The sequence below is a fragment of the Streptomyces sp. CLV115 genome, from assembly GCF_038448545.1.
In the GTDB taxonomy this organism is placed as follows: Bacteria; Actinomycetota; Actinomycetes; order Streptomycetales; family Streptomycetaceae; genus Streptomyces; species Streptomyces sanglieri.
The window spans coordinates 18,634-31,590 of sequence record NZ_JBCEWQ010000102.1; the positions used below are offsets into that span (position 1 = coordinate 18,634).

Below are 12,957 nucleotides of genomic sequence, written 5' to 3' on the forward strand. Positions count from 1 at the left end.
GGTACGGGGGATAGGCTGCCGCCGTCCTTCGTCTTCCTTCCTGGAGTCGGCCCATGAGTACACCGCGGCGATGGCCGGAAAGCACCGGCGCCGGCCCGCGTCCGGGCGGGGTGCCCGCCGCGTCGGGACCGTACGTGCTCGGCGTGGACTCGGGTGGCTCGGGGCTGCGCGTGGCACTGGGCGCCGTCGGCACGCCCACCCCGCCGGCGACGGTGGCCTGCGCCGTTCCGGTGCGTACCGGACCGGCCGGAATCGACGCCGGCCATCTGCTGGAACAACTGCTGCCCGCCGCCCGCCGGCTGCTGGAGCAGTGCGGCGGCGACGACGGCGCCGCGATCGGCGCCGTGGCGATCGGCGCCGCCGGCATGGCGACGCTCGGCGGCCAACTGCGCGCGGAGCTGCCGTCGGCCCTGCGGGACGCGCTCGGCGTACGGCGACTGGCGCTGGCCGCCGACGCGGTCACCGCGTACGCGGGGGCGGTCGGTCAGCGCCCGGGGGCGGTCGTCGCGGCCGGCACGGGCCTGATCGCGCTGGGTACGGACCTGACGAGCTGGCGCCGGGCCGACGGCTGGGGGCATCTGCTGGGCGACAGCGGCGGCGGAGCCTGGATCGGCCGGGCCGGGCTCGATGCGGCCATGCGCGCCCATGACGGTCGCCGGGGCGGCTCCGCGGCTCTGCTGTCGAGGCTGGAGGCGGTGTTCGGACCGGCGCCGGAGCTGCCCGGACGGCTCTATCCGCGTACCGACCGGCCCGCTGTGCTGGCCTCGTTCGCGCCCGAGGTCGCCGCGTGCGCCGGGCACGATCCGGTCGCCGCGGGCATTCTGCGCGAGGCCGCGGCACATGTCGCGGAGGCGGCCGCGGCGGTGTGCCCGGCGGCGGGGGCCGACGGCGAGCCGTGCGAAGTGGCGCTGACGGGCGGCTTGTTCCGGATGGGCGATCCGCTGCTCGTACCTCTGCGCGAGGAGTTGGCCCGCCGGCTTCCGCAGGCACGGGCGGTCCCCGGTTCGGGTGATCCATTGACCGGTGCGCTGTCCATCGCGCAAGCGCTGGCGACCGGGGATCTGCGGCTGCCCCGCCACCCGACGCTGCTCTGGGTACCTGGTGAGGGGGCTGGGCACAAGCCCGAGTAGGTGACGACAGAGCGGGACAGTCGACCATTAAGCCGCCCATCGGATAAAAGCGGACAGATAACGCCTGTCCGGGCCCTCCCCGAACAGGGCCGCACCCAAAACCAGTAGCATGCGGCGCCATGAGCACCCCCACTGGGCCCGCTTCCGGCCTGCCTGTACGAATGCCGCGACCTCGCCAGTCCGGACGGCACCGCCGCCCGGAGCCCGTGGTCGCACCCGAGGGCGCTGCCGCGCTCGTTCTCGCCGTTCCCGGTACCCCCTCCTCGGCCACGCGCGGCCTGGCCGAAGAGGTGATCAGCATCGCCCGTTCCGAGCTGCCCGGCCTCAACGCCCGGATCGGCTACCTCGACGGCGACGAGGCCGAGTACCCGACGCTCTCCGCCGTACTGACCCACTCCGCCGCCGAGCGCGTCGCGCGCTACGAGCAGGCGCGGGCCGCGGGCCGTGAGGTCGCCGAGCCCGAGGGGCCGTCCGCCGTCGTCGTGCCGCTGCTCGCGGGGCCGGACAGCGCTCTGATCCGGCGGATACGACAGGCCGTGATGGACAGCGGTACGCAGGTCGAGCTGACCGATGTGCTCGGCCCGCACCCGCTGCTCGCCGAGGCGCTGCACGTGCGGCTCTCCGAGGCCGGTCTGGCCCGCGCCGACCGCGCCAGGCTCTTCACGGTGGCCACGGCCGCCGACGGCATCGTGCTGGCCACGGTGGGCGGCGACGAGGCCGTGCAGGCCGCCGGGATCACCGGCATGCTGCTGGCCGCCCGGCTCGCGGTTCCGGTGATGGCCGCGGCGCTCGACGTAGAGGGTTCCGTCGCGTCGATCGCCGAGCAGCTCACCGGCTCCGGCTCGGTGCAGCTCGCGGTGGCCCCGTACCTGGTGGGCCCGGAGGTGGCCGAGGGGCTGCTGGACGCCGCCGCGAAGGAGGCCGGTTGCGCGACGGCCGAGCCGCTCGGCGCCTACCCGGCGATCGGCAAGCTCGTGCTGTCGATGTACATGACGACGCTCGGCATCACGCCCGTCGCACCGCAGGGCGCCCAGGCGCACTGAGCTCGGCGCGAGGCGCCACGAATCGCCGTACGGGCCCGGAGAACCGGGCCCGTACGGCGATTCGCGCCGTGTACGGCGGTCGTGCCGTGTACGGCGCGGAATCAGCCGAAGATCACGCAGGACACTGCGGGCGCGGCCAGCGAGCCGGCGTGGCGGGGGATGCCCGTATCCGGATCGATGTCGAACCAGCTGACGTCTCCGGACCGCTCATTGGCCGCGTACAGCCGGCGGCCCGCGGGGTCGAGTGCGAGGTCGCGGGGCCAGTGCCCGCCGCAGTCCACGGCCGTGACCAGGGTCGCCTGCTCGCCGGTGGCGTCGAGCGCCAGGACCGAGATGGTGTCGTGTCCCCGGTTGGCGGTCCAGAGGAACCGGCCGTCGTGCGAGACGACCACCTCGGAGGGGTACGTCGCCGGCTCGTCGCCCTCCGTCGGCCGCACGGGCAGCACGGAGGTCTCCCCCACCGGTTCCAGGACGCCCGCGGCGGCGTTCCACCGGCACGTGGTGACGGTCGGTTCGAGTTCGTTCAGGACATAGGCATGGCCGCCCGCGGGATGGAAGGCCAGGTGGCGCGGGCCGGTGCCCGGCCGCAGGGCCGTCTCGCCGTGCAGCCGCAGCGCCCCGGTCGCCGTGTCGAGCGCGCAGATCCGTACGGAGTCGGTCCCGAGGTCCACGCTGAGCACCCAGTTCCCCGACGGGTCCGGAAGCACCTGGTGGGCGTGCGGGCCCCGCTGCCGGTCGGCGTCGGGGCCGCTGCCCTCGTGCCGGGTCACGGAGGCGACCGGACCGAGAGAGCCGTCCGCGAGCACGGGCAGGACGCTCACGCTGCCGGAGTTGTAGTTGGCGGTGAGCAGATGGCCGCCGGCGAGCGCGAGATGGGTCGGGCCGTCGCCGTCCACCGGCCGGATGCCGCCGAGCGGCTGCGGCACGTCGCCGGTGACGTCCAGGGCGGCTGCCGCCCCGGGCTCGGTCTCGCTGACCGCGTAGAGCGCGCCGCCGCCCGGACCCGGACCGTGACCCAGAGCGAGAAATGAAGGATCGGGGACCGTGTCCGTGGTGCCGAGGACCGTCAGCGCCCCGGTCTCCCGGTCCACGGCGGCGACGGTGATTCCCCGTCCGCCCGCCGAGGTGAACGACCCGATGAATGCCCGTACCGCGCCGTCGTCGCCGCCCGTCGCACTGTCCGTCACCGCAATGCCCCTCTCAGCCGACCGATCACGACGGCCCTTGCCGTCGTGATCTTCCGGGGCGACGGTAGCAGTCGGCCATCAGGTCCAGACCAGCACCTCGGCCGCCCGGGCCGCTCGGGGAAACCCGTCCGCGGGCGTTGTCACACACCGATCGGTTGTCACACACCGATCAGGGGTGCCCGCGGATCGCTGTGCAGTGGCGCGGCGAGGTCGGCGAGCGCCCGCTCCAGGCCGTGCAGATGGGCGAGCGCGGGCCCGGCCGCGACCGCGTGCGACGGAATGCCCGGGACGCCGGCCCGGAGTCGCGGATCGGGGGCGGTCAGCGCCTCCACGGATGCCTCGACCCGCCAGCAGGCGGCGGCGAGGCGGGCGTCGTGGGACGCCTCCGGGTCCGCCGCGACGGAGGCCAGCCCGCGCACCTCGCGTGCGCATGCGTCGAGCAGGGCGAGCACCTGCCCGGCGCGGGCCTTGCGGGCGCGCAGCGGGCTGAGCGGGTGGACCAGCGGGGCCAGGGACATCCGTACCCGGCCGAGCAGCGCCTCCAGTTCGGCGATCCGGGGTGCGGGGTCGGCGGTCGGGGATCCCGAGAGCCGTGCGGCGGCCTCCGCGGTGCAGGCGTGCACACAGCGCAGGGCCCGCTGTATCCAGGCGTCGGTGGTGGCGTGCGTGGTGACCGGCAGCACGAGCAGCACCGCGAGCATCGCGCCGAGCGCGCCCGCGCCGGTCTCCGTCAGCCGCAGCACGAGCAGGGCGGGATCCAGCACACCCAGGAGCCCGTACAGCGCCCCGGCCATCACCGTCACCGAGAAGACCATCCAGGTGTAGGAGACCGCGGCGGTGTAGAAGATCCCGAAGACTCCGGCCGCGACGACGAACGCGGTGGGCACGGGCGCTCCGTGCAGCGGTACGACGACGGCCAGGCCGATGGGGACGCCGACCAGTGTGCCCAGGATCCGGCGGAAGCCGCGGACCAGTGTCTCGCCCCGCGAGGCGGTGTTCACGAAGACCCACCAGGTGGCGCCCACCGCCCAGTACCAGCGCTGTTCGGAGAGCACGAGACCCACCGTCAGCGCGAAGGCCGCGCCCGCGGTCGCCTGGACCGCCTGCCGGGTGGTCGCCCGGCCCATCCCGGTGCCGGTCACCGGGGCGATCACGACGGCGGCGGGCTGCCGGCGCTCGTAGCACCACAGCCCGAAGCGGACGGTCGACGAGACGAGCAGCGAGAGGGCCACCGCGGAGTACAGCTCGGGCAGCTGACCGGGCAATGTATGGAGGAACTGCGTGGTGAAGAACGCCATGAACGCGAACACGCCGAGCGAGTGGCCGCGCGGCCCCCACCGCCGCGCGTACACACCCGCGCCGATGACCGCGAGGAACGCCACGTCCCGGGCCACCGGGTGGTCGTGCAGAGCCGCGGCGAGGGCGAGCACGGGGAATCCGGCGACGGGCAGCAGGGCGGTGGTGATCGCCTGTCCCCGCACCGTGGTGTCCAGCACCGTGAACAGGGCCAGCAGCGCGGCGAGGCCGCCGGTGACGGCCGCGACGAGGGAGTGGCCGGCCAGGCCGCACACCGCGACGGCGAGTCCGATGCCGAGGACGGCCCGGACGCTGCTGCGCAGCCTCAGCCGGCCCGGATCCGGGGCGACGAACATCCTCTTCAGCAACAAACGCTCCCGCTTCCGTGCACCGGTCCTGCACACCGGCATGAAAAAGGCGCCGCGGAGATCCGCAGCGCCATCGACGGGTACATCACAGCATCCCTGCGGCCCTTGGCTCAACCCGCGCGGACTCCACTGGGCCATTGGCCCATACATTTCCGGGGACGGTGCGCCATCAGTAAGCCAACGGACCGGCGGCCCGCCGGAACCCGGCCCGTGACCGCACCGCCCCCGCGCGGATCGCTACTCCTCGCCCGGCCGCACCGCCGTGGCCTCCTCGACAGGGGTCAGAAGGTCCGTCAGACGGCGGGCCGACACGTCCCAGGACCAGGACTCCCGGACCCATTCACGGCCCGCGGCACCCATCGCCGCCCGGTCGGGGTCCAGAAGTATCCCGGTCAGCGCCTCGGCGACGGCCGCGGGGTCGGTGCCGTCCACGACCCGGCCGGTCCTGCCGTCGAGGACGGTGTCCGGGGCACCGCCCGAGTCACCGACGACCACCGGCAGACCGCTCGCCGCCGCCTCCAGGAACACGATCCCGAGCCCCTCCGCCTCCAGACCGGCCCGCCGGGTGCGGCACGGCATCGCGAAGACGTCCGCCGCGGCGTAGTAGGGCGGGGTGTCGGTGTGCGAGACGCCGCCCGCGAAGTGGACCGCACCCCGGCCGTGCCGCGCCGCCAGCTTGCGCAGCCTGGCCTCGTCGGGCCCCCGGCCGACCACCACCAGCTCGGCGTCGGGCACCTTGCTCCGGATCAGCGGCAGGGCCCGGATGAGCGTGTCCTGGCCCTTGCGGGGGACGAGCCTGGCCACACAGAGGATGACGCGCTTGCCGTGCAGGGCGAGTTCGGTGAGCGGGTCGGGACCGGCGCCGGCCCGGGGCCGGTACACCTCGGCGTCGACCCCGGGGACCAGCCGGCTCATGCGGGCACGGGGGCCGAGCGCGGGCTCGATCCGGGCGCGGGTGTACTGGCCCAGATACGTGACCACGTCGACGCCATTGCCTATCCGGCGCATCAGTCCGCGCGCACCGGGGGTCCTGGCCCACCAGATCTCGTGGCCGTGGGTGGTCGCCACGATGCGCCGCACGCCGCCGCGCCGCAGGGCCGGTGCCATCAGGGCCAGCGGAGCGGCGGCGCCGAACCAGACCCGGTCGCAGCCGTGGGCCTCGGCGATCTCGACGGCCCTGCGGGTGACCCGGCCGGTCGGCAGCAGTGTGCGGGCGGTGTCCCGCACGACGGGGAACGGCAGGTTCGCGTCGTAGGCGGTGTCGCCCGGCTCGTGCGAGGTGTAGACGACCACGTCGTCGTCCGGCACCCGGGTGGCCATCGCGTGCACGAAGGTCTCGATGCCGCCTTGACGCGGCGGGAAGTCATTGGTGATGACAAGGGTGGAGCCCATGGGCTTTTCGGTTCCTTCGGTCGTGGACGGAATCGGTCGGACCGTGTGCGGCCGACGGCTCGTCGCCGTGGGTGGCGTGGCGCGACGACCCACCGGGCGGCCGATGGCCGCTCGGTGGTCCCGGGTCGTACGCCCCTGGGTCGTGACGCTCCTGCCGTCGTTCGGGCATGCCGGAGCGAACGGCGTGCACGGACGCCGTGGGTGTGCGCTGCGTTGTGTTGTGCTGCGTTGCGCGGGTCGCGTTGCGCGAGCCGGGTTGTGGCGGTTGTGTCGTTGCGGTTGTGTTGTGACGGTTGTGTTGTGCGGTCCGGGTCAGTAGCCGGACGGACGCACCAGGCCCGTTTCGAAGGCGTGGACGGCGGCCTGGGTCCGGTCGCGCAGACCCAACTTGGCCAGGATCCGTCCCACATGGGATTTCACGGTCTGTTCGGCGACCACGAGACGCGCGGCGATCTCGGTGTTGGACAGACCCTGTGCGATCAGGGCGAGGACCTCGGTCTCACGTTCCGTCAGCTCGCCGGTACGGTCCTTGAGCGGAGCTCGTGGACCGGCGCTCACCCGGGCGAACTCGGCGATCAGCCGCTTGGTGATGTTGGGGGCCAGAAGCGCCTCGCCCTCCGCCACCACCCTTACCGCATGGGCGAGTTCGGCGGCGGAGGCGTCCTTCAGGAGGAATCCGGACGCGCCCGCGCGCAGCGCCTCGTAGACGTACTCGTCGAGATCGAAGGTGGTCAGGACGAGGACCTTCACCGTTGGTCCGTCGGCCCCGGTGATGACGCGGGTCGCCTCGATGCCGCCGAGCCGGGGCATGCGGATGTCCATCAGGACGACGTCCGGGGCGAGTTCGGACACCTTCTCCACGGCGTCGGCACCGTCCACCGCCTGGCCGACGACCTCGATGCCGGGTTCGGCGTTCAGCAGCACCGTGAAGCCCTGCCGGACCATCATCTGGTCGTCGGCGATCAGTACGCGGATGGCCGTCATCGGGAGTCCTCGGCTGGGGCGGCGGGAGCGGCGGAACCGGCGGGCTCCGCGCTGGGCGGTGCGGGCAGTATCGCAGTGACCTCGTAGCCGCCGTCGGGAGTCGGCCCGGTGGCGAGTTCGCCGCCCAGCATCGCGGTGCGCTCGCGCATGCCGAGCAGACCGTGGCCGATGCCCGTGGTGGTCGGGGCGGGGTGGTCCGGCGCGGTGTTGGTGACCCGTACCGTGACCCCGGAGGCCCGGTGGCGGATCTCCACCCGCACCCGGGCACCCGGTGCGTGCCGCATCGCGTTGCTGAGTGCCTCCTGCACGATGCGGAACGCCGACAGCTCGACGCCCGGCGACAGCGGGCGCGGCTCCCCGGTGGTCTCGGCGGTGACTTCGACACCGGCGCCGCGCGCGTTGCCGACCAGTTCGTCCACCCGGTCCAGCGTGGGCTGCGGGGCGTGCCGTGCGGCCTGCGGCAGAGGGTCCTCGGAGCGCAGTACGCCGAGCACCCGGCGCAGTTCGGTCAGCGCGTCGACCGCGTTGCGGCGGATTCCCTCGACGTTCTCCCGCAGCTCGTCGGACGGGTTCTCGACCAGGTGCGGAACGACCTGCGCCTGGATGGAGACGACCGACATGTGGTGGGCGACCACGTCGTGCAACTCGCGTGCGATGCGGTTGCGTTCCTCCAGCAGGGTGCGCCTGGAACGTTCCTCGGCGGTGAGCTCCTCCTGCACGACCAGCTTCGTGCGCACCACCACGAGGCCGCGCAGGGCACCGCCCACCACCACGGTGAGGGCGAGAACGACGATCGCGAGGCGGATGTCGTGGACGTTGCGCCACGGGATGCTCGCCCAGCAGGCGAGCCCCAGCAGCAGGGTGACCGTCAGGGTCTCGACGGCGATCCGGGGACGCACCCGCAGCGCGAGCAGGAACAGCACCCCGGCCTGCGTCGCGATCCCGGTCCCGCTCCACGGGTACGCGCCCTCCCACGGGAACGGCTCCCCCAGCCCGGCGTTCGCGGCGAACGGGGTGACCATCACCGTGCCGGCCATCGACGCCCACCAGGCCGGCACCGGCCGGTACAGAGCGACGACGAACGCCACCGACTGGATCCCCGCGAACAGGATGCCGAGCTGGACGCCCATCCCGAAGCCGAAGGCGTACGTGTTGGTGCCGGCGACGAGCAGCAACACCGCGAGCATCACCAGCGGCACCATGATCACCGGCCGCCATTCCAGCCAGCGCGGCTGCCCCGCCTGCCCGTTCGGGTCGGCCGCCAGTGTCAGGAGGTCCTTGCGCAGGGTGCCGGGCCATGCCCGCAGGGCCTGCCCCGTGCGCTTCGTCATGTCCCCCGGATTCACAGCTCGCACCTTATTCGGCCCCTTCGTTCGGTTCGTGGCCGGCCCGTCCGGACGGGAGGTCCCGGGACGGGCCCGGTACACGTCGCGCCGCCACCGGCGGGGCGGGGCGTCCCGCGCGGACGACCAGGCTCCTCGTCCGTGCCGGCCGCTGCCGTTCGTAACCGCGGAACGCCAGCCGGCAGATCAGCAGCGCCGCCGCGAACGCCGGCAGCCAGGCCAGCCGGGCCGCCACCCAGCCGGGTTCGTCGGGCAGGGTGTGCAGACCCGGCAGCGTCCCGCCCACCCACAGGCCGGTCGCGGTGACCGCGATCATCGCCGTCTGGTGCCACAGGAACACCGTCATCGCCGAGAGGTTCAGTGTCGCCACCACCGCCCAGAGCGCGGGGCGTCGCAGCGCCCGGCGCAGCGGGCCGGTCAGCAACAGTGCCGCCCCGCACTGCGCGAGGCCGAAGGTGACCACGGCGAGGGTCGGCGGGTCGAGATTGGACACGGCCACGCCGGGGACGCCGACCATGGCCGCTGGGTATCCGGCCCACAGGACGAGTGCGGCAGTGGCCGCGGCGCCGCCGAGCAGCAGTGTCCAGCCGGTCCGGCGGCTCCGCAGCTCGCCCCGGGACCAGGCCGCGCCCAGGCAGTACGGCACCAGCCAGCCGGCCGCCACGTTGATGGCGGCGAGGTCGCCGGGCGCGTCCAGTCCGAACCGGTAGAGGTCGACGACGAGTACCACGGCGAACGGCCACAGCGGATGGAGCTTCGCCACCAGCGGGGTCGCCGCCGTCAGCGCCGCGAAGACCACGAGGAACCAGAGCGGGGACCACACCAGCTTGCACAGTGCGCGCACGGTGTCCTGGTCCACGCCGGAGGCGAGCATCACGCAGGCCGCCACGGTCCATACGACCAGCACCACGGCCGGCGGGCGCAGCAGTCGGCTCATCCGGGCGCGGAGCCACCGGCCGTAACTCTCTCCCCCGGCGCGGGCGCCGGCATGGCTCCTCGCGCCCACGAGTCCGCCGACCAGGAAGAAGACCGCGAGGGTCTGGAGCAGCCAGGAGACCGGTGCGAGTCCGGGCAGATGACGGAGCGGGCTCGCCCCGTGCATGGTGCCGCTGTCGACGACGAGTGCGGTGACCAGCCAGTGGCCGAGGACGACGCCGAGGATGGCGAGGGCGCGCAGTGCGTCGACGGCCCGGTCGCGGTCGGCGGGGGTGGCGGATTCGATCCGCCGGGCGAAGTCACCCACGGCGCTCTCCCGCGGGCTCCGCGGATCCGGCCGTCCCCGCCACGATCCGGGCCATGTTCCTCAGCGGTTCGGAACCGGACTTCAGGTAGTCGCTGTGACCGCCGGAGCCCGCCGCGAACGTCCTGGCACCGAAACCGGGCGAGACCGGGTCCGCGCCGAACCCGATGTCGGCGAAGGGCAGCCGGAGTTCGGTGTGCGGTACGTCGGCGATCCAGTCGCCGCTGCCGCGGCCCGCCCAGACGGTGGCCGGGGTGTGCAGGGCGGCGGCGTTCCGGTAGCCGGTGCCCGGGCTGCCGTACAGGACGATGTCGCAGACGCGCAGTCCGTGCGCGGCCCGCGCGCAGACGACGGATCCGTAGGAGTGGCAGAGCAGGGTGGTCCGGGCGGTGGGCCTCAGACGCGTCAGCTCCCTGCCGAATCGCGCCAGTTCGGGGGCCGCCTCGATGGCGCGGGCCGAGGTGATCGAGGTGGGGCTCACCGTCGTCGGCGTGCGGTATCCGAGCCAGGCGACCACCGCCGAGCGCCCGCCCAGTTCCTCGCGCAGGGCGTGGGCGCCGTTGCGCAGCCGCCAGTAGTGGTCGATGTCGATGCCGGCGCCGGGGACCAGCACGGCGATGCGTTCCGCGTGGGCCAGGTCGCCGACGACCTCGACGGAGCGGCCGCCGTCCCGGCCGTCGAAGGTGAGGAAGCGGCGCCCGGGGGCGGCCAGTTCGTGCAGCGCGGCGGCCCGCTTGCGGTCGCCGTGGCCGGCCGCCGCCCGTTCGGCCGCGCCGATGTCGGCCCGCGTCGCGGCGTACCGCTCGGCCAGGGCCTCGGGCCCGGCGGTGCGCAGCGGGCCGTGGACGGACGGGGCGGGTGCCGGTACGGCAGCCGGGCGGGCCGCGCCCGAGACGGGGACGGCCACCGAGGCGGCCACCAGTGCGGCGAGCAGGCCTCGGCGCAGTCGGGAGCTGCGCGGATGGGACGGCATGGCGGGTTGTTCCTTCCGTACCTGGTGGCTGTGGTGCTCGGGTACCGAAGCTATGAACAACGCCCCGTAGTCGGCGTCCCACCGGGGTGTGAACCTGTCACGTAGCTCTCAGGGACTACAGGTATGACACGTCGGCCGGGGCGGGGTGGCTCTCCGCGACAGGGGGAGAGCGGCTGTGCCGTTGGTACAGTCGCAGCCCGGATCGTCGTACCAGAAGGAGGCCGGTGGACCATGGCGGTGGACGCCCTCGACACCCGTATCCTCCGGTTGCTCATCGAGCAGCCCCGTACCAGCGTCCGTGAGTACGCGCGCATCCTCTCCGTCGCCCGGGGCACCCTCCAGGCCCGGCTCGACCGGCTGGAGCGGGACGGTGTGATCACCGGCACAGGGCCGGTCCTGTCCCCCGCCGCCCTGGGTCACCCGGTGCTGGCCTTCGTCCATCTCGAAGTCACCCAGGGTCATCTCGACGAGGTGGGCGAGGCGCTCGCCGCCGTGCCGGAGATCGTCGAGGCGTTCTCGACGACCGGCGGCGGGGATCTGCTGGCGCGGGTGGTGGCCCGGGACAACGGGCACCTGGAGGATGTGATCCAGCGGCTGATCCAGCTGCCCGGGGTGGTCAGGACGCGTACCGAGGTGGCGCTGCGGGAGCGGGTGCCGCACCGGCTGCTGCCGCTGGTCGAATCGGTCGGCCGCACGGCGGCCGGCGGCCGGAACTGACCGGCGCGGGGCGGGCCGTGTCCGGCTGTCCGTTCACGGCGTCACGGCGTCACGGCCCGGGCCCGCTCGGCGAGATCCGTCTTCCCGACGGGGATCGACGCGGTGATCGGCCCGGCGGACTCCCGTGCCCGGATCCTCTCCGCGCCGGACGGGTGGGCACCGGACGACGCGGCACCGGTCATCACGCCCGGTGGTCGCCGACCGTTCGTGGACACCTGGTGAACAGGCCGCTCCGGGCTCCGGACACCCGGCCCTCCGGCCGTCCGGAGCGGACGGAACCGCTCCACGGGTCGGCGCGGTCCGGCGGCCCGATATCCTGATCTTGCCGCGCGCCCCCCACCTCGCCCCGACCCCGTCGGGTCGCCGCCGTGGCAGCAGAAGCGGCCCACAATTCGAGATTGGTGCACAGTGCTGGTAGCTGGTCGGTACCGGTTGGTTTCCCCCATCGGCCGTGGCGGCATGGGTGAGGTGTGGCGTGCCTCGGACGAGGTCCTCGGCAGGGCGGTCGCCGTGAAGTTGCTGCTCGGCGACCGCGCGGACGAGTCGGCCACCGCCCGGTTCCGGCTGGAGGCGCAGACCGCGGCCCGGCTGAGCCACCCCCATCTGGTGGCGGTGTTCGACTTCGGGGCCTGGGAGGACCGCTTCTACCTCGTGATGGAGCTCGTCGAGGGCAGGAGCCTGGGCGATCTGCTCGCCGCCGAGGAGCGGCTGGGTGCCGGACAGGTCGCCCGGATCGCCGGTCAGGCGGCCGCGGGGCTGGCCGCCGCCCACCGTCAGGGCATCGTGCACCGGGACATCAAGCCCGGGAATCTGATGCTGGACGCCGAAGGGTCGGTCAAGATCGGTGACTTCGGTATCGCCCAGTTCGTCGACGACCCCTCCGCCGCGCTGACCACCACGGGACAGATCGTCGGCACCAGCCTGTATCTCGCCCCGGAGCGCGCACTCGGCCGTACGGCCGGCGCGGCGTCCGACATGTACTCCCTCGGCTGTGTGATCTACCAACTCCTGCTGGGCGATCCGCCGTTCCGTTCGGACACGGCGACCGCCACGCTCTATCAACATGTCGACACGGCGCCGGTGCCGCTCCGTCAGCGAGGCGTCGATCTGTCCCCGGCCTTCGACTCCTATCTGCTGGGGCTGCTCGCGAAGCAGCCCGAGGACCGGCCGAGCGCCCAGCAGGTCGCCGAGTGGTTCCAGAGCGAGGCCTGGCGGGGGCAGTCGGAGCCGCTGCCGATGTACGCTCCGCCCCCTCCCCCTGCGGCCCCCGGCGTTCCGCACATC

Annotated in this window: 12 protein-coding genes; 4 read left to right on the forward strand and 8 right to left on the reverse strand. The window is 73.7% G+C overall.

The window, feature by feature from the left end; translation table 11 throughout:
* Window positions 1–53: 53 nt before the first annotated feature.
* Together AADR41_RS28430 and AADR41_RS28435 are read left to right on the forward strand one after the other, a co-directional pair.
* The gene (locus AADR41_RS28430; protein ID WP_342284259.1) at window positions 54–1,130 is read left to right on the forward strand and encodes an N-acetylglucosamine kinase; all 1,077 of its coding nucleotides are present in this window, start codon (window positions 54–56) and stop codon (window positions 1,128–1,130) included.
* A gap of 119 nt (window positions 1,131–1,249) precedes the next feature.
* Entirely contained in the window at window positions 1,250–2,173 is a 924-nt protein-coding gene (locus tag AADR41_RS28435; RefSeq protein ID WP_342284260.1) for a sirohydrochlorin chelatase, read from the forward strand.
* Window positions 2,174–2,274: 101 nt separating this feature from the next.
* Here AADR41_RS28435 and AADR41_RS28440 read toward each other — a convergent pair whose 3' ends face one another.
* From AADR41_RS28440 to AADR41_RS28470, 7 genes are all read right to left on the reverse strand, one after another.
* Entirely contained in the window at window positions 2,275–3,360 is a 1,086-nt protein-coding gene (locus AADR41_RS28440; RefSeq protein WP_342284261.1) for a lactonase family protein, read from the reverse strand.
* Between the two features lie 158 nt (window positions 3,361–3,518).
* Window positions 3,519–5,024, reverse strand: coding sequence for an FUSC family protein (locus AADR41_RS28445; RefSeq protein WP_342284262.1), 1,506 nt, complete (start codon window positions 5,022–5,024; stop codon window positions 3,519–3,521).
* Window positions 5,025–5,261: 237 nt separating this feature from the next.
* A complete protein-coding gene (locus tag AADR41_RS28450) occupies window positions 5,262–6,416 on the reverse strand; it encodes a glycosyltransferase family 4 protein (RefSeq protein ID WP_342284263.1) in 1,155 nt (384 codons plus the stop codon).
* A gap of 312 nt (window positions 6,417–6,728) precedes the next feature.
* The gene (locus AADR41_RS28455) at window positions 6,729–7,400 is read right to left on the reverse strand and encodes a response regulator transcription factor (protein ID WP_342284264.1); all 672 of its coding nucleotides are present in this window, start codon (window positions 7,398–7,400) and stop codon (window positions 6,729–6,731) included.
* Window positions 7,397–8,731: a sensor histidine kinase gene (locus AADR41_RS28460; protein WP_342284265.1), complete on the reverse strand. Its 1,335-nt coding sequence runs from the start codon at window positions 8,729–8,731 to the stop codon at window positions 7,397–7,399. The genes AADR41_RS28455 and AADR41_RS28460 overlap by 4 nt, the downstream gene beginning before the upstream one ends.
* Window positions 8,732–8,756: 25 nt before the next feature.
* The gene (locus AADR41_RS28465) at window positions 8,757–9,986 is read right to left on the reverse strand and encodes an acyltransferase family protein (RefSeq protein WP_342284266.1); all 1,230 of its coding nucleotides are present in this window, start codon (window positions 9,984–9,986) and stop codon (window positions 8,757–8,759) included.
* Window positions 9,979–10,956: an alpha/beta hydrolase gene (locus tag AADR41_RS28470; protein WP_342284267.1), complete on the reverse strand. Its 978-nt coding sequence runs from the start codon at window positions 10,954–10,956 to the stop codon at window positions 9,979–9,981. The genes AADR41_RS28465 and AADR41_RS28470 overlap by 8 nt, the downstream gene beginning before the upstream one ends.
* Before the next feature lie 231 nt (window positions 10,957–11,187).
* Between AADR41_RS28470 and AADR41_RS28475 the strand changes: the two genes are divergently transcribed.
* Window positions 11,188–11,673 (forward strand): Lrp/AsnC family transcriptional regulator, encoded by a 486-nt coding sequence (locus tag AADR41_RS28475; protein WP_342284268.1) that lies wholly within the window; start codon window positions 11,188–11,190, stop codon window positions 11,671–11,673.
* Window positions 11,674–11,714: 41 nt separating this feature from the next.
* Here AADR41_RS28475 and AADR41_RS28480 read toward each other — a convergent pair whose 3' ends face one another.
* Window positions 11,715–11,888, reverse strand: a complete 174-nt coding sequence (locus tag AADR41_RS28480) for a hypothetical protein (protein ID WP_342284269.1) — start codon at window positions 11,886–11,888, stop codon at window positions 11,715–11,717.
* A gap of 244 nt (window positions 11,889–12,132) precedes the next feature.
* Here AADR41_RS28480 and AADR41_RS28485 point away from each other — a divergent pair.
* On the forward strand, window positions 12,133–12,957 hold an 825-nt coding region (locus AADR41_RS28485; protein WP_342284270.1), incomplete at its 3' end, for a serine/threonine-protein kinase.